Origin of the sequence: Sporosarcina saromensis (assembly GCF_033253735.1) — a bacterium.
In the GTDB taxonomy this organism is placed as follows: Bacteria; Bacillota; Bacilli; order Bacillales_A; family Planococcaceae; genus Sporosarcina; species Sporosarcina saromensis.
Map to the genome: position 1 here is coordinate 174,403 of NZ_JAUBDI010000004.1, position 26,460 is coordinate 200,862.

General features: G+C 40.4%; 24 protein-coding genes and 1 other annotated feature. Of the genes, 18 read left to right on the forward strand and 6 right to left on the reverse strand.

The features are described 5' to 3' along the window. The first annotated feature begins 9 nt into the window (after nt 1-9). From mutM to QT711_RS06880, 11 genes are all read left to right on the forward strand, one after another. Entirely contained in the window at nt 10-882 is an 873-nt protein-coding gene (gene mutM, locus QT711_RS06830; RefSeq protein WP_317942860.1) for a bifunctional DNA-formamidopyrimidine glycosylase/DNA-(apurinic or apyrimidinic site) lyase, read from the forward strand. A 12-nt stretch (nt 883-894) separates the two neighbouring features. Next, nucleotides 895-1,491 (forward strand): dephospho-CoA kinase, encoded by a 597-nt coding sequence (gene coaE, locus QT711_RS06835; RefSeq protein ID WP_317942862.1) that lies wholly within the window; start codon nt 895-897, stop codon nt 1,489-1,491. 126 nt (nt 1,492-1,617) lie between these two features. Continuing rightward, nucleotides 1,618-2,640: a glyceraldehyde-3-phosphate dehydrogenase gene (locus tag QT711_RS06840; RefSeq protein ID WP_317942864.1), complete on the forward strand. Its 1,023-nt coding sequence runs from the start codon at nt 1,618-1,620 to the stop codon at nt 2,638-2,640. Nucleotides 2,641-2,839: 199 nt separating this feature from the next. Next, the gene (gene nrdR / locus QT711_RS06845; RefSeq protein WP_317942865.1) at nt 2,840-3,304 is read left to right on the forward strand and encodes a transcriptional regulator NrdR; all 465 of its coding nucleotides are present in this window, start codon (nt 2,840-2,842) and stop codon (nt 3,302-3,304) included. A 34-nt stretch (nt 3,305-3,338) separates the two neighbouring features. Then, nucleotides 3,339-4,706: a replication initiation and membrane attachment family protein gene (locus tag QT711_RS06850; protein ID WP_317942867.1), complete on the forward strand. Its 1,368-nt coding sequence runs from the start codon at nt 3,339-3,341 to the stop codon at nt 4,704-4,706. Nucleotides 4,707-4,709: 3 nt separating this feature from the next. Beyond that, nucleotides 4,710-5,657, forward strand: coding sequence for a primosomal protein DnaI (gene dnaI / locus QT711_RS06855; RefSeq protein ID WP_317942869.1), 948 nt, complete (start codon nt 4,710-4,712; stop codon nt 5,655-5,657). 64 nt (nt 5,658-5,721) lie between these two features. Continuing rightward, nucleotides 5,722-5,961: a binding site (T-box leader), on the forward strand. 50 nt (nt 5,962-6,011) lie between these two features. Continuing rightward, on the forward strand, nt 6,012-7,949 hold the full coding sequence (thrS, locus tag QT711_RS06860) for a threonine--tRNA ligase (RefSeq protein WP_317942870.1): 1,938 nt from the start codon (nt 6,012-6,014) through the stop codon (nt 7,947-7,949). 530 nt (nt 7,950-8,479) lie between these two features. Beyond that, a complete protein-coding gene (infC, locus tag QT711_RS06865; protein ID WP_317942871.1) occupies nt 8,480-8,986 on the forward strand; it encodes a translation initiation factor IF-3 in 507 nt (168 codons plus the stop codon). Between the two features lie 26 nt (nt 8,987-9,012). Then, nucleotides 9,013-9,213: a 50S ribosomal protein L35 gene (gene rpmI / locus QT711_RS06870; RefSeq protein WP_041075504.1), complete on the forward strand. Its 201-nt coding sequence runs from the start codon at nt 9,013-9,015 to the stop codon at nt 9,211-9,213. Between the two features lie 115 nt (nt 9,214-9,328). Continuing rightward, a complete protein-coding gene (rplT, locus tag QT711_RS06875) occupies nt 9,329-9,688 on the forward strand; it encodes a 50S ribosomal protein L20 (RefSeq protein ID WP_060209871.1) in 360 nt (119 codons plus the stop codon). A gap of 463 nt (nt 9,689-10,151) precedes the next feature. Continuing rightward, nucleotides 10,152-10,442, forward strand: coding sequence for a DUF1294 domain-containing protein (locus QT711_RS06880; RefSeq protein ID WP_317942876.1), 291 nt, complete (start codon nt 10,152-10,154; stop codon nt 10,440-10,442). Between the two features lie 78 nt (nt 10,443-10,520). Here the strand turns inward: QT711_RS06880 and QT711_RS06885 are convergent, their stop codons facing one another. Further along, on the reverse strand, nt 10,521-10,910 hold the full coding sequence (locus QT711_RS06885) for a sigma-w pathway protein ysdB (RefSeq protein ID WP_317942878.1): 390 nt from the start codon (nt 10,908-10,910) through the stop codon (nt 10,521-10,523). Between the two features lie 398 nt (nt 10,911-11,308). Between QT711_RS06885 and QT711_RS06890 the strand changes: the two genes are divergently transcribed. From QT711_RS06890 to QT711_RS06905, 4 genes are all read left to right on the forward strand, one after another. Next, nucleotides 11,309-11,794 carry a dUTP diphosphatase gene (locus tag QT711_RS06890; RefSeq protein ID WP_317942880.1) on the forward strand — a complete coding sequence of 162 codons (486 nt, stop codon included), beginning with the start codon at nt 11,309-11,311 and terminating at the stop codon, nt 11,792-11,794. Nucleotides 11,795-11,877: 83 nt separating this feature from the next. After that, entirely contained in the window at nt 11,878-12,372 is a 495-nt protein-coding gene (locus tag QT711_RS06895; protein ID WP_317942882.1) for a helix-turn-helix domain-containing protein, read from the forward strand. A 194-nt stretch (nt 12,373-12,566) separates the two neighbouring features. Next, nucleotides 12,567-13,547, forward strand: a complete 981-nt coding sequence (locus QT711_RS06900) for a zinc-binding dehydrogenase (protein ID WP_317942884.1) — start codon at nt 12,567-12,569, stop codon at nt 13,545-13,547. A 49-nt stretch (nt 13,548-13,596) separates the two neighbouring features. Beyond that, nucleotides 13,597-15,276: a formate--tetrahydrofolate ligase gene (locus QT711_RS06905; RefSeq protein WP_317942886.1), complete on the forward strand. Its 1,680-nt coding sequence runs from the start codon at nt 13,597-13,599 to the stop codon at nt 15,274-15,276. 81 nt (nt 15,277-15,357) lie between these two features. On the opposite strand, the gene QT711_RS06910 is transcribed toward QT711_RS06905, so the two are convergent. Continuing rightward, nucleotides 15,358-17,055, reverse strand: a complete 1,698-nt coding sequence (locus QT711_RS06910; RefSeq protein ID WP_317942888.1) for a M3 family oligoendopeptidase — start codon at nt 17,053-17,055, stop codon at nt 15,358-15,360. A gap of 532 nt (nt 17,056-17,587) precedes the next feature. On the opposite strand from QT711_RS06910, the gene QT711_RS06915 reads away from it, so the two are divergent. After that, nucleotides 17,588-17,872 carry a DUF6509 family protein gene (locus QT711_RS06915; RefSeq protein ID WP_317942890.1) on the forward strand — a complete coding sequence of 95 codons (285 nt, stop codon included), beginning with the start codon at nt 17,588-17,590 and terminating at the stop codon, nt 17,870-17,872. A 76-nt stretch (nt 17,873-17,948) separates the two neighbouring features. On the opposite strand, the gene QT711_RS06920 is transcribed toward QT711_RS06915, so the two are convergent. Continuing rightward, nucleotides 17,949-19,637 (reverse strand): methyl-accepting chemotaxis protein, encoded by a 1,689-nt coding sequence (locus QT711_RS06920; protein ID WP_317942892.1) that lies wholly within the window; start codon nt 19,635-19,637, stop codon nt 17,949-17,951. Between the two features lie 278 nt (nt 19,638-19,915). Between QT711_RS06920 and QT711_RS06925 the strand changes: the two genes are divergently transcribed. Continuing rightward, nucleotides 19,916-20,899 carry an NAD(P)/FAD-dependent oxidoreductase gene (locus QT711_RS06925; protein ID WP_317942894.1) on the forward strand — a complete coding sequence of 328 codons (984 nt, stop codon included), beginning with the start codon at nt 19,916-19,918 and terminating at the stop codon, nt 20,897-20,899. Between the two features lie 95 nt (nt 20,900-20,994). On the opposite strand, the gene QT711_RS06930 is transcribed toward QT711_RS06925, so the two are convergent. The 3 genes from QT711_RS06930 to QT711_RS06940 form a co-directional block, all read right to left on the reverse strand. Further along, a complete protein-coding gene (locus QT711_RS06930; RefSeq protein WP_317942896.1) occupies nt 20,995-22,098 on the reverse strand; it encodes a DUF1648 domain-containing protein in 1,104 nt (367 codons plus the stop codon). A 4-nt stretch (nt 22,099-22,102) separates the two neighbouring features. Continuing rightward, nucleotides 22,103-22,480: a GntR family transcriptional regulator gene (locus QT711_RS06935; RefSeq protein WP_317942898.1), complete on the reverse strand. Its 378-nt coding sequence runs from the start codon at nt 22,478-22,480 to the stop codon at nt 22,103-22,105. A 127-nt stretch (nt 22,481-22,607) separates the two neighbouring features. Next, nucleotides 22,608-24,092, reverse strand: coding sequence for a polysaccharide deacetylase family protein (locus QT711_RS06940; protein ID WP_317942900.1), 1,485 nt, complete (start codon nt 24,090-24,092; stop codon nt 22,608-22,610). A gap of 1,212 nt (nt 24,093-25,304) precedes the next feature. Between QT711_RS06940 and trhO the strand changes: the two genes are divergently transcribed. Then, entirely contained in the window at nt 25,305-26,282 is a 978-nt protein-coding gene (gene trhO / locus QT711_RS06945) for an oxygen-dependent tRNA uridine(34) hydroxylase TrhO (RefSeq protein WP_317942902.1), read from the forward strand. Nucleotides 26,283-26,460 lie beyond the last annotated feature (178 nt).

Here is a 26,460-nt window from a genome sequence, read left to right on the forward strand (position 1 = left end):
GAGTTAGAAATGCCGGAACTACCAGAAGTGGAAGGGGTCGTCCGTGAATTGGCCCCCGCTTCTACAGGTCGGACAATTGTAGAGGTCGAAGTATCTTCTGTTATTAAGCAATCAAAACAGTTAGGAAAAGAAGCGATTGTAAAAGGTAAGACAATAGACGATTTTATAAACGAACTACCTGCTATGACCATTAAGAATGTGACACGGAGAAGTAAATATATTTACTTCCATTTAGAGAAAGAAGGACAACCCCGTTTGCTCGTCAGTCATTTAGGGATGACGGGTGCGTGGTTCGTCGTGAATAGCCCAGAGGAAGTGAAAGAGAAACGGTTCAGAGATCATATTCATGTCGTATTGAAAATGCAAGACGGCGGTCTCCTCATTTACTCGGACATTCGCAGATTTGGTGAATTACGTCTCTTAAATAAGGAAGATGACTATATACCGCTATTGAAAATGGCTCCAGAACCATTCGAGCAGATTGCCATTGATCATTTCATCGAGATGACAAAATTGCCGAAGTATGGCCGTAAACCGATTAAAGAAGTAATTATGGATGGGCAAATCATTTCAGGTTGTGGAAACATCTATGCAACAGAAGCACTTTTTCGGATGAATATCCATCCTGCGAGAACGGCAGAACGCATTAGTGAAAAAAGAAAGCGGGCGTTGTTTCAGGAAATCGTCACGGTCCTGCAAGAAAGTATCGAGGCGGGTGGAAGTTCGATTTCCGATTATCGCAATATTAATGGTGAAGCCGGTACGATGCAGACTCGTCTTCAGATGTACGGTAAAAAACAATGCAACACGTGTGGTCGAGAAACAAAAAGCATGCAAATTGCGGGACGAACTTCGGTTTATTGTCCAAAATGCCAGAGGTAAGGAGGTGTGTGCATGATTATCGGGTTAACCGGTAGTATCGCAACCGGGAAGAGTACAGTGGCAACAATGCTTAAAAACAAAGGATATGCACTTGTTGATGCGGATGAAATTGCAAGACAAGTTGTTGAACCAGGTAGGCCTGTTCTGTCTGAAATTACGGAAGTATTTGGCCAAGAAGTACTGAAGGCGGACGGCTCATTGGATAGGGAACGACTGGGGCATCGAATATTTACGAACGAAGAAGAACGTAAGAAGTTAAATGCAATAATGCATCCTGCTGTACGGAAAGAAATGCTTCGTCAAAAAGATGAGTGGTTGCTGAATGGTGCACGGACAGTCATTATGGATATCCCCCTTTTGTTTGAGAGTAAGTTGCAATCTTTCGTGGAAAAAGTGCTTGTTGTGTCAGTTTCGCCTTCTATCCAACGTGCACGTTTAATGGAACGTAACCACTTAACAGAAGAAGAGGCGGATGCTAGGATTCGCTCACAAATGCCGATAGCAGAAAAAGAAGAGCTTGCAGATGCTGTAATTTTCAATAACGGTACGAGAGAAGAGACTGAAGTGCAATTGACTTCTATATTGCAACAATGGGGTGCACTGGCGTAAAAGTATTCTCTGAAAAGTGGAACATTGTTATTTTGTTCACAAACTCTTTGCTCCTACTTAAATTATGCTATACTAATTAACGGATAAACGATAAAAAGTATAACATTATGCAGGAGGATTTATTTCATGACTACTTCTATAGCGATTAATGGGTTTGGGCGCATCGGACGCATGGTTTTCCGCCAAATTATTATGGAGGACGATGTGAAAGTAGTAGCAGTGAACGCATCGTATCCGGCTGAAACGTTAGCACATTTGATTAAGTATGACACAAATCATGGAGTGTTTGATGGTGAGGTCGTTGTAGAGGAAGATGCTCTTGTAGTAAATGGAAAGCGTGTAGAATTAATAGCTGAGCGTGATCCATTGAAATTACCATGGAAACAACTTGGTGTGGACATTGTAATAGAAGCGACAGGCGTATTCAATGCCCGTGAAAAAGCCGCTCTTCATCTTGAAGCGGGGGCACAAAAAGTGATTTTGACTGCACCTGGTAAAAACGAAGACGTAACAATTGTTTTAGGTGTAAACGATGAAAAATTAGACATTGAAAAGCATGATGTCATTTCAAATGCTAGCTGTACAACAAACTGTCTTGCTCCTGTTGCAAAAGTGTTGAACGATACTTTTGGAATTGAGAACGGCTTGATGACGACTGTTCATGCGTATACGAATGATCAAAAGAACTTGGATAATCCACATAAGGATCTTCGTCGTGCTCGTGCTTGTGCACAATCAATCATACCGACTTCGACTGGAGCGGCTAAGGCATTGTCACTTGTATTACCAGAGCTTGAAGGGAAAATTCATGGTATGGCTTTACGTGTACCAACACCGAATGTCTCTCTCGTCGACCTCGTAGTGGATGTGAAAAAGGATGTTACAGTCGAAGAAGTAAATGAAGCATTTATCAAAGCTGCAAATGGTGCGTTGTCAGGCATTCTTCGTTTCACAACTGAGCCACTTGTTTCGATCGACTTTAATACAACGAAAGAATCTGCAACAATTGATGGTCTTTCAACAATTGTCATGGGTGATCGCAAAGTAAAAGTGCTTGCTTGGTACGATAACGAGTGGGGTTATTCTGCACGTGTTGTAGAATTGACGAAGAAAGTTGCAAATGCATTGAATAACAAATTGAAAGCGTAAGGTCAATAATTCATAGAGGTTGTCGCTTCGTTAAGAATGGGAATCAGGCGTTGAATAATGCCTGGTGGCTGTTCTTGACAGTAAGCAGACAACCTCTTTTTCGTCGTGATTCCCTAAATCTTTCTTACATCCTTTTCGATTTTTCCCTTGAACATCTGTTATAATCAAAGGACTATACGGAAATACGGAGGAAGCTAAAATGATATGTCCAGCTTGTCATTACAATGGCACCCGAGTCATCGATTCCAGACCAGCTGAAGAGAATCGATCTATTCGGCGACGAAGAGAATGTGAGAAATGCGCATTTCGTTTTACGACTTTTGAAAAGGTCGAAGAAATGCCGCTCATTGTCGTCAAAAAAGACGGTACACGGGAAGAATTCAGCAACGAGAAATTATTACGAGGATTGATAAGGGCTTGTGAAAAGAGACCGGTTGATCTGGAAGCTCTTAAAAACATTGTTTATCATATTGAAAAAGAGTTAAGAAGTTCAGGGACAGTGGAGATTCGCTCAGAAAACGTAGGGGAAATGGTGATGGAAAAATTGGCGGATGTCGATGAAGTGGCCTATGTCCGTTTTGCGTCTGTCTATCGTCAATACAAAGACATTACGGTTTTCATTGAAGAACTCCAAAATTTACAAACGAAAAAAGAGAGAAATTAAGCTTTGAAGCCTGAAAGAGAGGAGCTCCGACAATATGCTATATCAAGAATTACAACCGATTGACACTTATAAAATCATGATGGCGCATCCATTTTCGGATTATGATCGACAACTCCTCACTTTGTTTTATCAACCACTTATCGGACCGCAATCGATGAGTCTGTTTTTGTCGTTATGGGCGGATGCAGAGCGGAATCTTGATAGTGAATACAATCACTACCACCTCATGAACTTACTGACTATGCCGCTTGGTCAAGTTTTTGAAGCTAGAATCTCTCTTGAAGCGATTGGCCTATTGCGGACATTTTGTAAGGAAGAGGGTGGAGACCGCTCATTCATCTATGAACTTTTGCCGCCGATGGATGCGAAATCATTCTTTGAAGATCCCTTATTGTCCACATTTTTATTCAGTAAGATTGGTGAAAATGCGTACCGTGGATTAAAAGCTCGGTTTACCCTCTCTGATCAAAAAATGGATGGCTATAATGAAGTTTCGCGTACATTTCTCGACGTCTACAAGCCGATCCGTTCAAGTGGATCGGAAATTGAACAGGAACCAACGAAACTATCAGGGAAATCGGTGTCAGAAGGCTTACCATTTGCCAACTTTGATTTTGATTTCCAACTTCTTCGGGCAGGGTTATCAGAACAAATGGTACCTCAATCTGCACTTGCTTCCGTCTCAAAAGAGTTTATTGGGAAACTGGCATTTCTTTATTCACTAACGCCAATGGATATGCAAAAAGTAATTATGATGGCGTTGGATGAAGATTTGAATCTACCAGAAGAACGCTTACGAAAAGCTGCTACAGATTTCTACAAGCTGAATATTTCTCGTAATGCCCCTAAACTTGAAAAAGTTTTTCATAAGGAAGCACCTCCTCTTAAAAAAGAACCTGTCACTCGTGAAGATGAACTTTTACAGTACATGGAAACGGTCTCGCCGCGAGAAATGTTAAGGGATTATACAGGCAAAGAACCACTTCCTGTCGATGTGCAGCTTGCTGAACGTTTAGTAACGGTACACGGTTTTACAGTTGGCGTTGTCAATGTCCTGTTACATTATGTCATTATCCGAAATGACGGGAAAATAACGAAAAACTATGCAGAACGGATTGCGTCTCACTGGGCTAATAAAAAAATTACAACTGCAAAGCAAGCAATGGACATGTCTAGAAAAGAGCACGACCAGTATATGCAATGGCAAAAAGAAGGAAGTAAGCAGACAAACTCTCGAAAACAAAGGCAAGGAAGAGAAGAGAAGCTGCCGGAGTGGTTCCGTAAAAACGATGAAACAGATGATCGTAAACAAGCTAACAAAAAGGATGTTGACCCATCCATGGATGAAAAACGTCGTCAACTAATCGCCAAGTTAGATGCGATGAGAACGGAGGGGAAATAATAGATGGAGCGAATCGGAAGTACATTAAGAAGGGTTGTCAATCCGTCAGAGTTGGCGGCTAGATATGAAGCGGTGCGAAATGAAGTGATGGAATCTCCCGCTGTTCAACAGTTTATTGAAGAGCATGCGGCTTCCATTGACAAAGCAGTTGTTGAGAAGAGTTTAATGAAGTTATATGAGTTTGTGTCTGCTTCACATCAATGTGAAAAGTGTCCACATCTGGATGGGTGCATAAACGTAATGAAAGGCTTTGAACCAAAACTTGTTTTGTCGCAAGGGTTCATTGACATTGATTATGTTAAATGTCCGAATAAATTGGTTGACGATGAAAGACGAAACATTACCAATATGATTGATAGTATGCACATGCCAAAAGATGTGATGGAAGCGCGTCTTCACCATGTCAATTTAGAGCATGATGACAGTCGCATTATTGCAATTGAAGCAGCCGCACAATTTCTTAGTGAATACAGTGAGACAGGAAAACTGCCGGAGCGCGGATTCTACATTTACGGGCCATTTGGAACGGGCAAATCTTATATTCTTGGAGCACTTGCGAATGAACTTGCTAATCGTCGAGTGAGGACAGTCATTGTTTATATTCCCGAGTTTCTGCGGGAAATTAAACAATCGATTCAAGACCAAACGTTCAATGACAAGATTGACTTTGTGAAGAAAGCGGAAGTCCTTATGTTAGATGATTTTGGTGCTGAATCCATCTCTGCCTGGGCGCGAGATGAAGTGCTAGGTACGATTTTACAATACCGAATGGCAGAGAAATTGCCTACTTTCTTTACGTCGAACTATAACTATAAAGAGTTGGAGCATCACTTAGCGTATACGCAACGAGGTGAAAAAGAAGAGGTTAAAGCAGCGAGAATTATGGAGCGCATTAAAACGGTAAGTAAACCGATTGAATTGAAAGGTTCCAACCTTAGAAATCGGAATTGACATGAAGGACAAATCGTCACTTGCAATTTTCTGAGACATTCCTTATACTAATGAGTATTATATTCGAAATGTATTGAAGAGGACATGAATCGATAGCTCCACTTACAGAGAACAGGGTCTTTAGGCTGCAAGCCCTGTAGTTGCGAACATCGATTTACCACCTCCGAACAGCATCAGTGAACTTCTTTAGTAGCTGATGACGGCCCCGGCCCGTTAGCCGTTTCAGAGCTCCATGTCCGCGAGTATGTATCGAGGATGTGGAAGGAAGAAGGGTGGAACCGCGAGCAATAGCTTCGTCCCTTTATTGGGATGGGGCTTTTTTTGTTCAAAAAAATCGAGTGAGGAGTGTTTACAATGGCAGAACAGATTCAATTAAAATTTCCAGATGGTGCGATAAAGGAATTTCCCGCGGGCACAACAACAGAAGAGGTTGCTGGATCCATCAGCCCTGGTCTAAGAAAAAGTGCGTTGGCAGGTAAGGTTGGAGAGAAACTTGTGGATTTGAAAACACCGATCCATGAAGATGGTGACATTGCCATCATTACTCCCCAATCAGATGAGGCGCTTGAAATTTTACGCCACAGTACTGCGCATTTACTTGCACAAGCGGTAAAACGCAAGTTTCCAGATGCAAAATTAGGGATTGGACCAGTCATTGACAATGGCTTTTATTATGACATCGATTCACCTACACCGATTACAGCGGAAGATTTGCCTGAACTTGAGAAGGAAATGAAACGCATTATCGGTGAAAATTTACCGATTATCCGCCATGATGTTTCGCGTGATGAAGCAGAAAAACGTTTCAAAGAAATTGACGATCCCTATAAGATTGAATTGCTTGAAGCGATTCCAGCCGGCGAGCAAGTATCCATTTACGAGCAAGGAGAATTTTTCGACCTTTGCCGCGGAGTACACGTTCCATCCACAGGCAAGCTGAAGGAATTCAAACTGTTAAGTATTGCGGGTGCATACTGGCGAGGCGATTCCAAGAACAAGATGCTACAACGTATTTATGGAACAGCATTCTTCAAAAAAGAAGATTTACAAGAACATTTACGCTTGTTGGAAGAGGCGAAGGAACGGGATCACCGTAAAATCGGAAAAGAGTTAAATTTATTTACAAACTCCCAAAAAGTCGGTCAAGGCCTTCCTTTATGGCTACCAAAAGGTGCAACAATTCGTCGAATCATTGAAAGATATATTGTCGATAAAGAAGTGAAGCTTGGTTACGATCACGTGTATACGCCTGTACTTGGAAGTAAAGCATTATATGAAACTTCAGGCCACTGGGGACACTACCAGGACGGCATGTTCCCGGTCATGAGTATGGATAATGAAGACCTAGTGCTCCGTCCGATGAACTGCCCACACCATATGATGATTTATAAAAATGGCATCCATTCTTATCGGAATTTGCCTGTCCGTATTGCGGAACTTGGCACAATGCATCGTTATGAAATGTCTGGCGCATTGTCAGGGTTACAACGTGTCCGTGGAATGACTTTGAATGATGCGCATATCTTTGTTCGTCCGGATCAAATCAAAGACGAATTCCGTCGAGTTGTTCAATTAATTATTGATGTGTATAAAGATTTCAATATTAATGATTACTCATTCCGTTTATCGTACCGTGATCCTGCAGATACTGAAAAATATTATGATGATGATCAAATGTGGGAACATGCACAACGTCTATTGAAAGAAACAATGGATGAAATGGGCTTGGACTATGTAGAAGCAATTGGAGAAGCAGCATTCTATGGTCCTAAGCTGGACGTTCAAGTTAAAACAGCGATTGGTATGGAAGAAACACTTTCGACTGCACAGCTTGATTTCTTACAGCCGGAACGCTTTGAATTGACATATATCGGGGAAGACGGAAAGCAACACCGTCCTGTAGTCATCCACCGTGGTGTCGTTTCAACAATGGAACGTTTTGTGGCTTTCTTAATCGAAGAGTACAAAGGCGCGTTCCCGACATGGCTTGCACCTGTCCAAGTCGAAGTGATTCCAGTTTCACCTGATGCACATTTTGAGTATGCAAATAAAGTGAAAGAACAGTTGGTTGCTGCAGGCTACCGCGTAGATCTCGATAGCCGTGATGAGAAAATTGGTTATAAGATTCGTGAAGCGCAAGTACAAAAAATACCTTATATGCTTGTACTAGGCGATAAAGAAGTCGAGTCTGGAGAAGTGAATGTACGTAAATATGGTGAGCAAAAATCAGAAAGCATGCCGTTTTCTGAGTTTTTGAACTTGATTAAAGCAGATGTTTCGCACGAGGAATAAATTCTTACAGTGTTGAGTTGTTTAAGTTCAGCCAGGTAATCGAGTTTTCCTGGCTGAACTTTTTAACAGCATTGCGGTATGTGAAAGTAGCGCTTTAAATTAAATAGTTGACATTCCTTTTATTGAATGATAGACTTATTAAGGTTAATGAATACAGTTTGTGGTATAAGAAGGAGCTGCCCGCTTCTCACCTGATCGACGCTTTACGTTGTTGACAGGTCAGCACATCAGTGAACGTGCCGTACACGTAGGTGTACGTACACATAAGCGGGTAGACAAATGTACTGTTTGTCTACCTTTTTTATTGTCCGGATTACGGGCACCAGTCCCTCGGAATTGCTACGTTCCTAAAGGAAATTGCATGATAGCTGTTTTTTTACGGGTTATTTAGCTCTTTTTCTGAACGTTCCGGTGCCCTGTGCTCTTCTTAATCGAATGGACTATGGGGCCCCTGCCGGAATGGTGGGCGGTATACCCAAACCGTGTATTCGCGAGACAACATTCGGAGGTGGATTACTATTAGCAAAGACATGTACGTAAACGAGGGCATCCGTGCCCGCGAGCTGCGCCTAATTGACCACAATGGCGACCAGCTTGGAATCAAATCACGCAATGAGGCACTTGATATTGCAGCCCGCGCGAATTTGGATCTTGTCCTTGTCGCTCCAACAGCAAAACCCCCTGTAGCCCGCGTTATGGACTACGGAAAATTCAAGTTCGAACAACAAAAGAAAGAACGCGAAGTGAGAAAGAACCAAAAAATCATTAACGTCAAAGAAGTGCGCTTAAGCCCAACAATTGACGAACATGATTTCCAAACAAAGCTTCGTAACGGTATCAAATTCTTGCAAGCAGGGGACAAAGTAAAAGCGTCTATCCGTTTCCGTGGTCGTGCAATTACGCACAAGGAAATCGGTCAACGTGTATTGGACCGCTTTGCAGAAGAATGCAAGGAATTCTCAACGGTTGAAGTGAAACCGAAAATGGAAGGCCGGAGCATGTTCCTAATACTTGCACCGACTGCCGAAAAAAAGTAACACGAACGATTTAGGAGGAACAGATCATGCCAAAAATGAAAACTCACCGCGGATCCGCAAAACGTTTCAAAAAAACAGCAACTGGTAAAGTGAAACGCGGCCGTGCTTACACAAGTCACCTTTTTGCTAACAAGTCTACGAAAGCTAAACGCCACTTGCGCAAAGCTTCACTTGTTTCTTCTGGCGACTACAAACGTATCCGTGAAATGATCACATACATGAAGTAAGACTTTCAAACCCGTTCATAAGGGAAGACATCGAGGTATGTCAAACGACGCCAGCCTAACTTCTCATTGAACAACTATTACAACATTCTTTAGGAATAGCAGGAGGTAATGAACTATGCCACGCGTAAAAGGTGGAACAGTGACGCGCAAGCGCCGTAATCGAGTATTGAAATTAGCCAAAGGTTACTTTGGTTCAAAACATAGACTTTACAAAGTAGCAAACCAACAGGTCATGAAATCATTCAACTATGCATACCGTGACCGCCGTCAAAAGAAACGTGATTTCCGTAAACTATGGATTACACGTATCAACGCAGCTGCACGCATGAACGGTCTTTCTTACAGCACACTTATGCACGGTTTAAAAGTTGCTGGTATCGAAGTAAACCGCAAAATGCTAGCTGACCTTGCAGTAACAGATGCACAAGCATTTGCACAACTTGCAGAAACAGCAAAAAAATCAGTCGCAAAATAATTGATTGACGATAAAAAAGCCCTTTAACCGATTTAATTGGTTGAAGGGCTTTTTGTATGTGTTTTTGAGGAGAGGGGAGTATTGTGATGCGAGGGAAGAGTGTTGCGATACGACAAGTTTATGTTGCGATGCGAAGCGCTTACGTTGTGATACGCCACGAGTATTGTGATGCGAGGGAAGAGTGTTGTGATACGACGAGTTTACGTTGCGATGCGAAGCGTTAACGTTGTGATACGCCACGAGTGTTGTGATGCGAGGGAAGAGTGTTGTGATACGACGAGTTTACGTTGCGATGCGAAGCGTTTACATTGTGATACGCCGCGAGTATTACAATTGTCTACCGTCAATGCCGTCAAAACCATGCCAGGAACGACTTTAGAGGTTTTATACATATGAAAGCAATTCATTATCCTTCCAATTGCAACTCGCTACCGTGTAAAATAATAGGGGGGAGTTGAATCGTATGAATGAAATTTTTATTAGTTGGATACTGTTTGTATCAATATGGGCTTTTGCAGCGATGGGCTATGATAAAAGACAGGCAAAACGCAAAGCGAGACGGGTGCCGGAGAAGAATCTTTGGTTTCTTGCATTTGTGGGTGGTGCAATTGGCTCTTATGCAGGAATGTTGATCTTTAATCATAAAACACGGCGAACAACATTTAGGATTGGCTTTCTACTATTAGCGGTTGTGTACATACTGCTCATCCTTTATTTACTGGGAATCGATATATTGAAAATTACTTCTAGATAAGAGAGTCGTTTAGAATAAATATACCGCATGCAATTAAGTATCCTGTACCTTAATCGCATGCGGTATCTAGCATTATTCTTACTCGCTTGTTTTCTTCATCAACTGCTCAATTGGATTCTTCCAACTAACTTCAGCTTGAGGATAGTTCGATTGAATTTCCGAAGAGAGGAAATGAAAATCATCTTTCGTAAATCCTTGAAGTTTTGTTTCGTCCTTTACCCAAACGAAAATAGAGACTACTTCGAATGCGTTATCTGTCGTACCTAAATACTTCTCTCCTTCGAACAGCGCCCCTTTATACGTAATAAAGAAGTTTTTCCGTACATTTTTTACATCATCATAAAAGTAATACTGTTCTCGTTCATACGCATCATCCAATTTCCGCATAGGATCGATTACATAACGTATACCTCGATAAAATAAGTAGATGATGAAAGCGATAATGAAAATACGGATTACGAAGATCATACTTGCCATCCCCTTAAAGAAAAATAAATTTAGTCATCTACGTATACGGATGACAAACAGTTTGGTTTCAAGATATTCAAAAAAAATCAATTATCTCTCCGAAATTACTTGCTGTCAAAACATTCTCTAATTAACAAAAAGAAGTGCGGAGTTAATAGGTGTTTATTACTATACTTTGCACATTTTTAATTTATACATATAGTAGTTCTTATTATCTAATTTTAACCCTTTTTTTCGAAATAAAAACTCGAACTTACATAAAAGTAAATAGTGTAAATGAATTAATGAAATAAAATAAGTTTATTAAGAAATAAAACGTTCGCTTTCATATGCCTATGCGTTATAATTAACATAGCTAGTTTGGTTTCAAGATATTTTTATTTCGGAGGGATTGTTTAATGAATTTAACAACGCTATTTGATATGCAGAAGGAATTGGATGCATATATACAAACGAATCAGGAAGTACGTCGAGATGTATTTCAAGAAAAAGGACTAGCGCTTATTATTGAACTTGCTGAATTAGCAAATGAAACTAGATGTTTTAAATTTTGGAGTACAAAAGGTCCTTCAGAAAAAGAAATCATACTGGAAGAGTATGTGGACTCCATACATTTTCTACTTTCTCTAGGTATTGAAAAAAACTTGGATACGCTTGATTATTGGCCGGACGGTGAAGTTTCTGGAGACTTAACCTCAATATTTCTTCAAACAATTTCTGCCATTCAACAATTCATCTTACATAGCTCAATGGAACATTACATAAACGTATGGGTTCACTATGCGGCGATTGCAAAAGCATTGGATTTTGGAACAAAAGATATTATACATGCATATATCCATAAAAATGAAGAAAATTATAAGCGACAACAAACCGGGTATTAATCCTTTATATAAAAATAATTAGGATTGACATATTGAACTAGGAAAAATATGATAGAGATAAGTATATTGGAGGGGGCATAACGGTGAACGATTGGAGTAAAGAAGACTTTGGGATAAGACTAAAGACCTTGAGAGAGCAGAGAGGCTTATCAATGATGGCTTTTGGCGCCGCGATAGGAACGTCAGCAAGTAGAATAAAAGATTGGGAAAAAGGTAAGAATGCCCCTTCGGCAGCATGGATTGCAAAAATTTCTGAGCGATTTAATGTATCCACGGATGAATTAATTTTAGGTGATCCAAAAACATCTCGAGCTTTTACACCGAGTGGTTCCTCAAATGTAGATATGTTGTATGAACGTTTACGCGAGAACTTAATCATCGGAAAAGAAAATGATGAGCAAGGCGAAAAAATTACAGACTTATATATTTCGATTGATGCTGAAAATAAAGAACGTTACCGAAGTGGTCGTGGACGAAGACTTGCTGAACGTGAGTTACTGTCCATCTTGACGGAGTTACCGAAAAAAGATGTGTTGGAATTGCTTGAACTTGCGAAAGTGAAGAAACGCTGGTTATAAATGATACATTGCAGAGCCTTTTTACGAAATGTGATATATTGAAAATTGGCTTCTTATACAAATAGGAAAAGGCGCAAAGGATTAATCTTTGCGTTTTTTATTTGCAAAATTATCAATGTGAAAATATTCCGTATGTGTTGTATGATAGAAAGTGGAGAAGAATTAGTATAATTATTATTAACTGGGGGGCGCTTATGAAGGCAATTTTTTATGAAAAAGGAGAATTGAAAGTTGGTAGAGTGGAAGAGCCGAAAGCTAAAAAGGGCGAGGTTGTTGTCTCCATTCATGCTGCTGGATTAAACCGAAGGGATTTGATGATTCCTCGTCGCAGAGGTGATGCAGCGGAGCCGCTCGTACTTGGATCCGATGGTGCTGGTGTCATCGAGTCGCTTGGTGAAGGGGTTATGGATTGGGCTGTTGGAGATGAAGTAATCATTAATCCCTCGTTACGGTGGTATGAGAATCACACATGTCCACCAGAAGAGTTTGAGATTTTAGGCATGCCGGATAACGGTACATTCGCTGAAAAGATTGTTATATCTGTTGAACAAATTGAAAGAAAACCTACTCATTTGTCGATGGAAGAAGCTGCTGTAGTCTCGTTATCAGCGTTAACGGGTTATCGAGCGTTATTTACTCAAGCTGACGTAAAAAAAGGCGACACGGTTTTTATTCCAGGTGCGGGGAGTGGTGTGGCAACGTTTCTTATCCAGTTTGCTAAAGATGTCGGTGCACGTGTTATCGTAACTTCCCGTTCGGAAGAAAAGAGACAGAAAGCAATTGAACTTGGAGCTGATGTAGCCATTGACACGTCTAGCAACTGGGTCGAAGCATTAGCTAACGAAACAATCGATATTGTCATCGATAGTGTAGGGAAGGCAACTTTTAACCGGTCATTGGAAGTGTTAAAACGTGGTGGACGAATCGTCGTATTTGGCGCAACAACAGAAGATCTTGTGGAATTGGATTTACGAAAGTTTTTCTACGGGCAATATCAGTTGTTCGGCTCAACAATGGGAAGTCGAGAAGAGCTACGAGCAATGCTTATGCATATGGAGAAGTTTAAGACAAAACCGGTTATTGACCGTGTGTATAATTTAGATGATGGAATGGACGCGTTTCGAGCTTTAACGAATAGTGAACAGTTCGGAAAACTTGTACTTAAGATTAAGTAAAAAATGACGAGCACTAGGTACGTCTTTTAGGAGAAGGGTGGCGGCTAGATTGACAAAAGAAGCAAAACCATTAACAGACTTAGCAATCGCTAATGCAGCGGTGATGAAGCCAATTGGTGTTATTGCACAACAAGCGGGTATACCAGAGGAAGCAGTTGAGCCCTATGGCCGATACAAAGCGAAAATTGATGTAGCGAAATTACCAGTTGCTAAATCAAACGGTAAAGTTGTATTAGTGACTGCCACAAGTCCGACACCGGCAGGAGAAGGGAAATCCACCGTTACAGTTGGTTTGGCAGATGCATTAGCAAAATTAGGGAAGAAATCTATGATTGCTTTGCGTGAACCTTCTTTAGGACCTGTGATGGGAGTAAAAGGTGGAGCAGCAGGTGGTGGATATGCACAAGTGCTGCCGATGGAAGAGATAAACCTGCATTTTAATGGTGATATCCATGCAATTACGACAGCTAATAATGCGTTAAGTGCCATGATAGATAATCACTTACATCAAGGGAATACGCTTCAAATTGACCCAAGACGGATTACATGGAAGCGTGTACTGGACATGAATGATCGGGCACTACGTCATGTGACGATTGGACTTGGCGGACCAGGTCAGGGAATTCCAAGAGAAGACGGGTTTGACATCACGGTCGCTTCGGAAATTATGGCAGTTTTCTGTTTAGCAACAAGCTTGGATGATTTAAAAGAGCGTTTGTCCCAAATGGTCATCGGCTATACGTATGACAAAGAAGCGGTGACCGTAAGAGACCTAGGTGTCGAAGGTGCTTTAACGTTATTGTTAAAAGAAGCGTTTAAGCCTAATCTTGTGCAAACAATTGAAGGGACGCCAGCACTTATTCATGGAGGGCCTTTTGCCAATATTGCGCATGGTTGCAATTCATTAATGGCGACAAATACAGCTAGGCAACTTGCAGATATTGTTGTCACAGAAGCGGGTTTCGGATCTGATTTAGGTGCTGAGAAATTCATGGATATAAAAGCACGAAAAGGTGGTTTTTCACCGGATGCTGTTGTTATAGTTACGACAATACGCGCTTTAAAAATGCATGGTGGTGTGGCGAAAGCTGAGTTGAGAACTGAAAATGTTCAAGCGGTTGCGGCTGGCATCGTGAATCTTGAAAAGCATGTGGAAACGGTGCGGGCGTTCGGAGTTCAACCAGTTATTGCATTGAATCAGTTTGTAGCAGACACAAAAGCGGAACTCGATTATGTGTTAACTTGGTGTGAGAAGAACAATGTAAGAGCTGCGTTAACAGATGTTTGGGGGAATGGTGGTGAAGGCGGTAGAGCATTAGCTGAACAAGTGCTTGAACTGCTGGACGAACCGAATCATTTTGCACCCCTTTATGATGTGGAACAATCCGTTATTGATAAAATCACAACAATCGTACAGACGGTCTATGGCGGAAATGGTATCGTGCTTACAGATAAAGCTAAAAAAGATCTGCTACAAATCGAGCAAAACGGATGGGACATTTTACCGATTTGCATGGCAAAAACACAATATTCATTCTCGGATGATCCGAAAAAACTAGGGAGACCAAAGGATTTTACGATTACAATCCGCGAAATTTTGCCGAAGCTTGGGGCTGGATTCCTCGTCTGTCTCACGGGCGACATTATGACAATGCCTGGTTTGCCTAAACAACCTGCAGCACTTCAAATGGATGTCGATGAAAAAGGCAATGCTGTCGGATTAATGTAAAGGATTAGACGGTGAATAAAAGCAGAAATAAAAAATGCATGAGGGAATTAGCCTTCATGCATTTTTTTAGTTATGTTGAAATTATAACGCTTTATCGTCTACTTGGTTCAACCAATTTTCTATTGAACCAATAACCGATTCCACAGAACCATCTTCGAATGGCGATAGTAAATTTGCTTCTTTTACAAGTTCAGTAAAAGGCTTCGAACCACCTAATTTACAAAGGTGTAAGTAATCGTTCCAAGCTTCCTCACGATTTTCAAAAGATCGTTTCCAAAATTGGAACGCACAAATTTGAGCTAGCGTATAATCAATATAATAAAATGGAGATTGATAAATGTGAGATTGACGTTGCCAAATGCCTCCGGCTTCTAAGAAAGGAATGCCGTCATAATCTCTCATTGGCAAATAGGTTTTTTCTATTTTTCTCCAAGCTTCTTTTCGTTCTGCCGGTGACATTTCTGGATTTTCGTAAATAACGTGTTGGAATTCATCGACTGCAACACCGTATGGTAAAAATAGTAGGCCGCTGCTTAAATGTGCAAACTTGTACTTTTCCGTTTCCTCTTGAAAGAAAAGTTCCATCCAAGGCCATGTGAAAAATTCCATACTCATCGAATGGATTTCCGCACCTTCGTATGTTGGCCAAACGTATTCAGGGATGCCGATGTTCCTGCTGGAATACACTTGGAAAGCATGCCCGGCTTCATGTGTCAAAACGTCGATATCTCCAGAAGTACCATTAAAGTTGGAGAAGATGAAAGGAGAATCATAGTCGTCAATAAATGTGCAATAGCCACCTGATTCTTTTCCTTTTTTTGCAACAAGGTCAAGTAAATTCTTTTCCGTCATATAACGGAAAAATGTGTCCGTTTCAGGAGACAGTTCTGCATACATTTTCTTTCCATTCTCAATAATCCACTCGGGTGATCCTTTTGGCGTGGCATTCCCACTTAAGAAATTGAGCGTTTGATCGTAATACTTCATCGATTCGATTCCGATGCGTTCTGCTTGTCGTTTATAAAGCTTGTTTGCAATTGGAACGATGAAGTCACGGACTTGGTCACGGAAATTTTTCACCATTGCTGCGTCATAGCCAATTCGATTCATTCGGACATAACCTAATTCTACAAAATTGTTAAATCCTAATGTTGTCGCGATTTCATGCCTAACTTTCACGAGATCATCGTATATTCTGTCGAACGAGTCACCATTTGCTTCATAAAATGAAAATGACGCTTCCATTGCAGCTTTGCGAACGGATCTGTCCGTAGATTCTGCGTATGGACCTAGTTGGGCAAGTGTTAACGTTTTACCGTCAAATTCAATTTGTGCAGATGCGACAAGCTTTGAGTATTCGGATACGAGTTTATTTTCTTTTTGCAATAACGGTAAGATTTCTGGTGAAAATGATTTAATCGCATTATCTGCTAATGCGAACAGTTGTGGTCCCCATTTTTCTTCAAGTTGTTTGCGAAACGGTGTTGCAACAAGTTCTTTGTAAAAAGCCGTTCCGAGTTCTTGGAATTCAGGATCGATTTCATCAAAATATTCACGTTCCTGTTGATAAAACTCATCATTCGTGTCGATTGATGAACGGATAAGCATAATATTGGATTGTGTAGAGTAATTAGAGTTGATGCGATTAATGCTTTCGATAATTTCATTTTGAGATTCAAAAGAGGTTGCACCTTTAAATTGCTCGAGTAAATCAAGAAATTGCTCCTTAATACGTGGCAAATCAGGTCTCTTATATTCATAGTCTTCGAATTTCAACATTCCCATTCCTCCATTTGTATACTGTGAATTGTATTCACTATCTTCATTGTTCATGAATTGTTGGGAAAATGCAAAAGAAATTTACTAGCAGGAGAAAGTATTTTTAAATTTGCAACTGGTTCGGAAAAGCAGGCTGCGATTTGGAAAAGGATGGAGGTGTTTTCGGAAGATTGCACTGTTGGTGAGTAGTATGCGGCGATTTTCGGAAGTGTGCTTTGTTTACGAGAAATATGCTTGCGATTTTCGGAAGAATGCACTGTTCACGAAGAAATATGCTGCGATTAGGGAAGGATGCTGTAGCGATTGAATGACCGTTGCGATTTCTTCGATAAGCAGCTATGGCAAATAATGCTGAGAGGATACATTTTCCATTAAATATGTTTTGCGTTGTATGCTTCATGAATAGAATCGCATTGTATCGGTAAGAATCAAATCTTTGGAACAGAAATCGATTAGAAGTGGACAAATGTTGAACGCTTTAGCTAAAAGTGTTGTAAAATGAAAGAAAGTAACTACCGATAGGGTGATGATGATGGAAATTATGGAATATAGCATGATCGAAATGGTGGATCCGACTGGTATTTTATCTGGTCAGCGATATGAGTTTCGCATTTATGTGAAATTTGAAGAAGAGGATGAACTTTATACAGAGCAGGGGACTGGAGTCCGTGTACTTTATGTTGTAGATGAAGAAACCGAGAAGGTGGCATCTTATCATCTTTTTGATCGTGCGACGGATGAAGTGTTGGATTTTGAATTAGATGAAGAGGAACAACTGGCTATTGCTGAATTTTGCAAAGAGCATCTAGGCGACTGAACAGATGCTGTTTCTGTAGCAAAACTTAAAAAGGCGGCGCACCAATTTTGAGTGCGCTGCCTTTTTGCGTTGTTCATTACAAGGAAAACCTGTTGACTTCCTTTTGAAGATTTTCTGCTAACCGTGCCAACGATTGTGAACTCGAGGAAATCTCTTCGTTCACAGCAAGTTGTTCTTCAGTTGCAGCGCTCGTTTCCTGAGCTGTGAATGCAGTTGACTCTGCTAGTTTTCTTACTTGAGCAGATGAATGTGAAATCGCTTCTGTCATTGAGCGGATTTGTTCAATAGCTTCCGCTACAGTGACAACATTGTCGTTAACGTCATTGATAGAGTGTTCAATTGTATTGAACGTTTCTTTGGATTGATGTGTAGCGTCTAGACCGTCCTTCACACTGTCTCTACCTGTATGGATAGCTGAAACTGCTTGACTCGTAGCCTTTTGGATGGAAGTGATCATCTGTCCAATTTCTTTTGCCGATGTTTTAGATTGTTCAGCTAAATGACGGACTTCCTCCGCGACTACTGCAAAGCCTTTTCCATGTTCTCCAGCTCGTGCTGCTTCAATTGCTGCATTTAACGCTAACAGATTTGTCTGTTCGGATATAGCAGTAATGAGAGACGTGACTTTTTGAATTTCCGCAGATTGTTTTGCCATTGCTTGAATAATGGTTGCAGCTTCTTGAATAACGGAATCCGCCTCGTTCATTTGTCCAGATAGTCGTTTGACGGTCGATGAGCCATCTGTAACATGGGAAATCACTGCACGCATTGCATCGAGCATTTGTGCATTGCTTGCAGCAATCATGTTGACGTCAGCTGTCAGTTTGGAAACGGATGTAACAGTATCACCTACTAATTCAGCTTGTTCTTCACTATCTTTCATATTTTTCTCTGAAGCTGTTGCAACGAGTTCGGATGATGCTAGACTCTCTTCAGAACTTGCAGAAAGCTGTTCAGCCTGTGCAGCTAATTGATGGGAAGAATGTCGGATTTGTTCCAATAAACCTTTCAGGTCAGTTGCCATTTTATTGAACGCTGTAGCCATGACGCCAATTTCATCTTTATTTTGAATGTGTAATGATTCGATCGTCAGATCACCAGACGCAACGCGTTCAATAGCAGCCGTCATTTTTCTAACAGGATTGCCAATGCTCCGACTAATGAAGGTAGCGATAATGAGTGAAAGAATAATGGCAATACCAATGAATACAAACGTTATCATATGTACAGTCTTCGTTAAACTTGCCAATTCTTGTCTTGATTGTTGCATTGCTTGTTGTTGATGTTCTTTTAAAGCAGTTGCTCTCTCCATAATTTGTTCGTTCAATGTGTTTGCATCACGTAGTAATGTTCGATTTTGCGTCTCGGAAGCTCTCATTAAGCTATAACTGAGTTCATCTACAAGTTCCCCAAATTGTAATTGCAGTGTAGTTAGCTCTCCGACAAGTTCAGCGTCTGAGGAATTTCTAAACGACTCGTTTAGTTCAACCATTAACTTTTCTGCATGGGCAGTTGACTCATCTCTTTGGTCGACAAATTCTTTCGTTTTAAATAATACATAACTACTAATGGCGATATACCGTTCTTTTTGTGCACTAATCAATTCATCTGCAAGGTTCACTTTATGCGCACGATCTTCAATGAACAAATCGAACTCCTCGTTCATCTTATACGTTGCAAAAAACGAGGAACCCCCCATTATAAGCATGATGACAAGAAGAATTGAAAACCCCATCCAAATCTTTTTTGATACTGATAATTTCACACTACATTCCCCCTGAATTTCACTCTAGTAGTACAGTCCATATACCTATTATACTTGTTTGATAATATAATACTATATAAAAATTATAAAATTTAAGCGCTTTCAATTTTTGTGCGGAAAAGTACGTAGAATTCTTTAAAAAATTTCGCACTGATCCGTTCGTTTTTTGTGATTTTTATTGAAAAATAGTAGATAATGTGTAGAGTAGAAAGTAGGAAATACTGATGAGGGTGTTTTTTTATTCATCGAAAATTCTAAGAAAACTGGAGTGTTTATAGATGAACAATGAAATCGTCGACATTACAATTATCGGTGGGGGGCCAACAGGTTTGTTTGCTTCCTTTTATGCAGGGATGCGCGAAATGTCTGTCAAGATTATTGATAGCCTTCCACAACTAGGAGGTCAGTTAGTCGAGCTCTATCCTGACAAATATATTTACGATGTAGGTGGATTTCCTAAAATCCTTGCAAAAGACCTTGTAGCAAATCTTGTAACCCAAGCTCATTACGCAAAACCGGAAATCTTGCTTGGAGAGACTGCACTCTCTTACACAAAAGAAGATGATCACTTTGTGCTTACGACTGACAAAGGGACGCATTTGACACGTACAATCCTTTTGACAGCAGGAATCGGTGCTTTCCAACCACGTAAGATTGGTTTGACAGAGGAAACTGATTTTGAAGGAAAGACCTTGCATTATGGAATAAAAGATCTTTCACTCTTCAAAGATCAAGAAGTACTTGTTTGTGGTGGTGGAGATTCAGCTGTGGACTGGGCATTAATGCTCGAGGATATTGCTTCATCCGTTACACTTGTTCATAGAAGAGAACGCTTTACCGCTCATGAAACGAGTGTCAATCAATTGATGGCATCTAAAGTGAATGTGTTAACATCTCGTAATGTCAAGTCCATTATAGGTGAAGAAGGTACTGTGAAAGAAGTGGTTGTTGTCCAAAAAGACGGTGCAGAAGAAACGTTGGCGATCGACCATGTAATCGTCAACTACGGCAATATCTCTTCACTCGGTGCGATTAAAGAATGGGGACTTGAAATGGATCGCAATTCCATTTTGGTCAACTCTCGCATGGAAACGAATATTGAAGGAATCTATGCAGCTGGTGACGTAACAAATTACGATGGAAAAGTGAAGCTTATTGCTGTCGGCCTTGGAGAAGCTCCAATTGCTGTCAACCATGCAAAAGCGCATATTGATCCGAAAGCAAGGTTGCAACCTTTACACAGTACGAGTGTGTTTAATTAATTTTCAACAATAAAGTGACGAATTGTGCATCGAAAAACCGCGCGGAACCTAAGTGTTAAAACTTAGGATCTACGCGGTTTTTTATTGTTCGATGTTCAAAGGAAAAATGCAATAGCGAGAATGACTGCAATCGGACCGAATAAAATGAAATAGCCAATCGGATTGCCGAGATTAATGGTCCATCCTACTCCGAACCGTTTCTCAACGAATATGGAAGGATCGTTTTTGTTGACATAGAATACGCCAGCTTTCCAGTACCGGTCTTCATCTACATCCGTAATGCCTTGAGGGGTTTGTTCTTCTAAGTCAATTTGGATACGTGCCCCACCTTGCCCTATCTTGTAGGCGTAAATAGCAGCTCCGACTAAACTAATAACAAGAAAACCTAAAGGTGCGGTAATAAGTAGCAATGTACCGCCTATTTCTTCGTGAATAATTGTTAGTTGGAAAAAAGCAAGTAGTAAGGTTGTCAATAACGTTGTTAGAAATAGAAACCAACTTGTGTATTTCCTGAATGTTAGTTGTTGTATTTTTGATTTGTTTTTATTCGTAGCGTTCAGTTTAATGCCTGACTTCTTTGTAAAATAATTAATAGCACTCATCATGCCTTGCATCACAAGAAGAATGAGGAGAAGGGCAACTGCGGTAAATGGATTCTTTTCACTGAATGCATCAGGTGCGCCAGTCGGACCCCAGTGTGTAGGGATCAAATGAGGCAAGTGCTCATAATTTATTATTGTATAAATGATCAGTCCAATTGTAATCGTCATTGGAAGTGTAAAATAAATTGTCGGCAACATTTCGTCAGCGGAGCGGCTCGATAAATCTACAACGCGAATTTGTTTTAATGTCGCTCCCCATTCATTGTCCTGTTTTTGTTTTGCTGTTTTAGTATGAAAGACGACATATAGAATCATGCTTATCAAAAGGGTGAAGAATTGTAGCGCCAAACCACTTCCGACAATTGTCGCTTCTGTAGAATCATTTAGACTTAGTACAATGAAAGTGATTGCACTTGTCAATCCTGTAAGGAGTGTCCCGGTCATATAATATTTTTTGTACTGTGCCAATTTGCTATCTTCGGTATGTCCTTCTGGAATTGTAACGCCAAAGACAACGGTCCTTTTGACGAAATAAGGTGTACCTGCTTGCATGCCTGTCAAAAATAAAATGATAACTGTCATGATGATGACGGTCATTTCCTTAACCCTCCTTATAATCTGACATAATTGTTAAAGCAATCGATAGTACTTCATCTTTGTTCATTCCGTAAACTGTTGATTCAGCAAGTACAGTTTTTAAAGCATGTGTTATTGTAGCGAGTTGTTCGTCAGTTGGTGTTGTTATCTCGCTTACGACTGCTCCCGATTTAGGAATGATTCGAATGATACGTTTTCGTTCCAGCTCGTGGTATGCTTTATTCACGGTATGCATATTGACGCCTAAATCAGCGGCCAATGAACGAACGGATGGTAACGTATCGTTAGGTTGGAGCTCTCCTTTGGCAATCAATTCAATAAGCTGATTGACCAATTGCGTATATATGGGGATTTCTGAAGACGGTTCAATTTCGATGAACATGTTAACCCTCCAATCTGTTCTAATTGAATTATAACAGAAATATGTCTAGAATCAATGCTGTGAATAAACAAAAACCGCGTGACGCCATCTCTGAAAAATGATGGTGACGCGCGGTTTTTAGTTTACCTTAGTCGGTTGTTTGATTTAATTCGGCAACTGTAACAAATTCATATCCTTCTGTTTCCAAATACGAAAGAACAGCATCGAGCCCGTCTGCTGTGGCTTGGTGGATGTCGTGCATTAAAATGATACTGCCATCTTTGGTCTGTTCTTTTATGAGTTGGAGAAGTGTGTCAGGATTACGGTGTTTCCAATCTAATGAATCCACGTCCCACAAAACAACAGGGAGTTCAGTTTGAAAACGTACCATTTTGTTAACCGCTCCATAAGGTGGCCTGAAAGCTTCGGGTTTATGGCCAGATATTTTTTCAATCATCTCACTCGTAGATTCAATTTCTTTTTGAACTCGATCAGCTGAAAGTTTTGTAAGATCTGCATGGTTCCATGTATGGTTACCAATTTCGTGACCAGCTTCTATTACTTCATTTACAACATCAGGGTAATATTCGACGCGGCTCCCTAGCATGAAAAATGTTGCTCTTGCTTCATACTTTTTAAGTGTGTCAAGAATTTGCCGCGTTATTTTTGGGTCTGGTCCGTCGTCAAAAGTAAGAGCGACTAATTTTTTTGATGGTTCTACGTTATGTTCATTATCCGTGTGAGTTGTTGACTGGTCATGTGTAGAGTCATCTTCCTCCTTAGTAGGTGTTTCTGTTAAAGGGTAGTCTTCATTCGGATCCGTTGGTTTTGTCGGTTGAAACACATCGATTAGAAAAGGCGCAACAATATCGATTGGAAGCGTAACGATTGGAGGGCCAACTGTTTGGTCTGCAATTGTCTGCTCGTCAAAATAGAACAGAAGCGCTTCATCAGAAATCGCGTAGTTGCGATAGTTGTTCCAAAATGGTTGTGTATGCATTTCCATACTTTTTTCTTGTACATGACCTACTAACGAGGGATCCTCGTGTATTGCTGCACGCACGAATGAAGCAATCTTTTCGAGTTTAGTAGGATCATTGTGCAACAGATCTTCTATTGAATAATGATTCCCGTTTTCTGGATTCAAGTGGAACGAGCGGATTTCCAATGTGCCGGCTTCTACATCACTAAAGTTCGTATTTGTTACAAGGACAAAAGAATAGTTTCCGGAATGATGGGTAATTGTTTCAAAAGAGATGTTCAGTTCACCTGAAGTTTTAGTGTTCTTTTGCCTTTTTGATTTCAACTTTTGTATGTAATGGTTTTGTGCTTCAGTAATATATGTAAGTATTTGGTCGTTAAAGGAAGTGTAGTTTGTTTGTGGATATTGAATCGCAAATGGTGAATAGGGATCATTTGATGTTTTCGTAACAATTTTAACGCCTGGATAGCTCGACTCGATTTCTTCCATCTGTATTGGAGAGGTTGCGTTTGTAGAAGGACTTTCTTTTTTAGATAGAAGACCTTTCGTCGGAAAAACCAATAAAAAGGCGGAAATTGTCAAAAGAATGATTGCGACTGAAAAAATGATATCAATCCAAGTGGAACGGTATTTATGGTGCAGCTTTTTCATGTTGCTAAACTCCCTTATTTTGTATTCATTGGTTCTCGAGCTTTTGAAGCCCGTGTAAGGTGCATGTTGCTGTTTTTTGGTGCTTAGTCAAAAACTTGGAGAAGCGGATTAGTAGTCTTTTTAGCTGATTAATGACGCGAAAGCTTTGGAATATAAGCGTATCGTGTCAATAAAGTCTGTTTAATGACGCGAGCGTCCCGTTTTACAAGTCTATCGCGTCAATAAAGTCCGTTTAATGACGCGCGAACCCCGGTATACAAGTCTAACGCGTCAATAAATTCCGTTTAATGACGCGAGCGAACCGTTTTACAAACTTATCGTGTCAATAAAGTCTGTTTAATGACGCGCGAACCCCGGTATACAAGTCTATCGTGTCAATAAAGTCCGTTTAATGACGCGAGTGCACTGTTTTACAAGCGTATCGTGTCAATAAAGTCTGTTTAATGACGCGAACGTCCCGTTTTACAAGTGTATCGCGTCAATAAAGTCCGTTTAATGACGCGAGCGCTCCGGTATACAAGCATATCGTGTCAATAAAGTCTGTTTAATGACGCGAGCGTCCCGTTTTACAAGCATATCGTGTCAATAAAGTCTGTTTAATGACGCGCGAACCCCGGTATACAAGTCTACCGCGTCAATAAAGTCTGTTTAATGACGCGAGCGTCCCGTTTTACAAGTCTATCGCGTCAATAAAGTCCGTTTAATGACGCGAGCGAACCGTTTTACAAGCTTATCGTGTCAATAAGTCCGTTTAATGACGCGAGCGTCCCGTTTTACAAAGTCTTTCGTGCTATAAAAGTCCATTTGAATTCAAATCATCTCCTTTTTCCATCTTCGTGTCTTACTAACACGATTTATGTCGCGTCAACTAACAAAAATGAATATTGTCTTCTTAGTATGTTAGACGGATAGACTTCTGAAATAGTTTCTGTGAAAGTAAAAAAATGTCGAATGTTTACTAGTTGAAAGTATACAACAATACCTAGTAGTTTGAGTGCTGGAAATGAATGTGAAATGTACGAAACGAATCACGCATTAATTGGATAAAAACAGTGCAATGGGGTTTTTCAAAAGGTGCATTTATGATATACTGTCAAATGCCCGCATCTTGCAAATTCGGGTGAGCTTTTATGTGTTTACAATCGAATATTGTTAAACCGATCAAGCTGTTATTTCTATTGCAAAGAAAACAAACAGAAGGTGGTCGAAGAAATGGAAAAAGGAGCATACCGGGTATTGTTGTACTATAAATACGTACACATTGAAGACCCAGAAACATTTGCTGCCGAACATTTGGCATTTTGTAAGGAACTTGGACTGAAAGGTCGTATTCTTGTAGGTACAGAAGGAATCAACGGAACTTGTTCAGGTACGATTGAGCAAACAGATGCCTACATGGAAAAAATGCATAGCGATGAGCGCTTTAAAGATCTTTGGTTTAAGATCGATGAAGCGGATGGACACGCATTTAAAAAGATGCATGTGCGTCATCGCGAGGAAATTGTTAACTTAAGTCTTGAAGAGGACATCAATCCATTGGAATTGACAGGAGAGTACTTAAAGCCTGAAGAATTCTTCAAGCAAATGCAAGATGAAAATACAGTTGTTTTTGACACAAGAAACGACTATGAATATGATCTAGGTCATTTCAGAGGAGCCATTCGTCCGGATATTGAAAATTTCCGTGATCTACCTGAATGGGTCCGTGAAAATAGAGAGCTGTTTGAAGGCAAAAAAGTCCTTGCGTATTGCACAGGCGGCATTCGATGTGAAAAATTCACTGGGTGGATGAAACGCGAAGGATTCGATAACGTTGCTCACCTTGAAGGTGGAATTGTCACATACGGAAAAGACCCTGTCGCAAAAGGACAATTATGGGACGGACAATGTTACGTATTTGACGAAAGAATTGCTGTTCCGATTAACCAAGTTGAACACGTAGTTGTCGGTCGTGACCATTTTGACGGAACGCCTTGCGAACGTTATGTGAATTGTGCAAACCCAGAATGTAACGATAAAATCTTATGCTCAGAAGAAAATGAGCATTTCTATATGCGAAGCTGTTCGGATGAATGCCGTACACATCCACGAAACCGTTATTTCACAGAACAAAACATGACGGTAGATGAATTTAATGAAAGACTCGCGGCGATTGAGGCAAAACGTAACGAAGTAGCTACTGCGAACTGAATAGATGAAAGAAGTTAATGAAAAAGGCACATGGAACGAAGTTTGATTACTTTGTATCTATGTGTTTTTTTTGTTATGTGTCACAGAGTAAGTAAGGGAAGTAAATCAATTGAATAGTTCTTTCGAATATGGAAATTGTATGTAATTTTCATTTTATAGTTCATTCGGATTGTAAAGT

What these genes read in the sequence shown, in the direction of transcription:
- mutM (WP_317942860.1), top strand. Translation starts at nt 10, where the DNA reads ATGCCGGAACTACCAGAAGTGGAAGGGGTCGTCCGTGAATTGGCCCCC.
- coaE (WP_317942862.1), top strand. Translation starts at nt 895, where the DNA reads ATGATTATCGGGTTAACCGGTAGTATCGCAACCGGGAAGAGTACAGTG.
- QT711_RS06840 (WP_317942864.1), top strand. Translation starts at nt 1,618, where the DNA reads ATGACTACTTCTATAGCGATTAATGGGTTTGGGCGCATCGGACGCATG.
- nrdR (WP_317942865.1), top strand. Translation starts at nt 2,840, where the DNA reads ATGATATGTCCAGCTTGTCATTACAATGGCACCCGAGTCATCGATTCC.
- QT711_RS06850 (WP_317942867.1), top strand. Translation starts at nt 3,339, where the DNA reads ATGCTATATCAAGAATTACAACCGATTGACACTTATAAAATCATGATG.
- dnaI (WP_317942869.1), top strand. Translation starts at nt 4,710, where the DNA reads ATGGAGCGAATCGGAAGTACATTAAGAAGGGTTGTCAATCCGTCAGAG.
- thrS (WP_317942870.1), top strand. Translation starts at nt 6,012, where the DNA reads ATGGCAGAACAGATTCAATTAAAATTTCCAGATGGTGCGATAAAGGAA.
- infC (WP_317942871.1), top strand. Translation starts at nt 8,480, where the DNA reads ATGTACGTAAACGAGGGCATCCGTGCCCGCGAGCTGCGCCTAATTGAC.
- rpmI (WP_041075504.1), top strand. Translation starts at nt 9,013, where the DNA reads ATGCCAAAAATGAAAACTCACCGCGGATCCGCAAAACGTTTCAAAAAA.
- rplT (WP_060209871.1), top strand. Translation starts at nt 9,329, where the DNA reads ATGCCACGCGTAAAAGGTGGAACAGTGACGCGCAAGCGCCGTAATCGA.
- QT711_RS06880 (WP_317942876.1), top strand. Translation starts at nt 10,152, where the DNA reads ATGAATGAAATTTTTATTAGTTGGATACTGTTTGTATCAATATGGGCT.
- QT711_RS06885 (WP_317942878.1), bottom strand. Translation starts at nt 10,910, where the DNA reads ATGATCTTCGTAATCCGTATTTTCATTATCGCTTTCATCATCTACTTA.
- QT711_RS06890 (WP_317942880.1), top strand. Translation starts at nt 11,309, where the DNA reads ATGAATTTAACAACGCTATTTGATATGCAGAAGGAATTGGATGCATAT.
- QT711_RS06900 (WP_317942884.1), top strand. Translation starts at nt 12,567, where the DNA reads ATGAAGGCAATTTTTTATGAAAAAGGAGAATTGAAAGTTGGTAGAGTG.
- QT711_RS06910 (WP_317942888.1), bottom strand. Translation starts at nt 17,055, where the DNA reads ATGTTGAAATTCGAAGACTATGAATATAAGAGACCTGATTTGCCACGT.
- QT711_RS06915 (WP_317942890.1), top strand. Translation starts at nt 17,588, where the DNA reads ATGGAAATTATGGAATATAGCATGATCGAAATGGTGGATCCGACTGGT.
- QT711_RS06925 (WP_317942894.1), top strand. Translation starts at nt 19,916, where the DNA reads ATGAACAATGAAATCGTCGACATTACAATTATCGGTGGGGGGCCAACA.
- QT711_RS06930 (WP_317942896.1), bottom strand. Translation starts at nt 22,098, where the DNA reads ATGACCGTCATCATCATGACAGTTATCATTTTATTTTTGACAGGCATG.
- QT711_RS06935 (WP_317942898.1), bottom strand. Translation starts at nt 22,480, where the DNA reads ATGTTCATCGAAATTGAACCGTCTTCAGAAATCCCCATATATACGCAA.
- QT711_RS06940 (WP_317942900.1), bottom strand. Translation starts at nt 24,092, where the DNA reads ATGAAAAAGCTGCACCATAAATACCGTTCCACTTGGATTGATATCATT.
- trhO (WP_317942902.1), top strand. Translation starts at nt 25,305, where the DNA reads ATGGAAAAAGGAGCATACCGGGTATTGTTGTACTATAAATACGTACAC.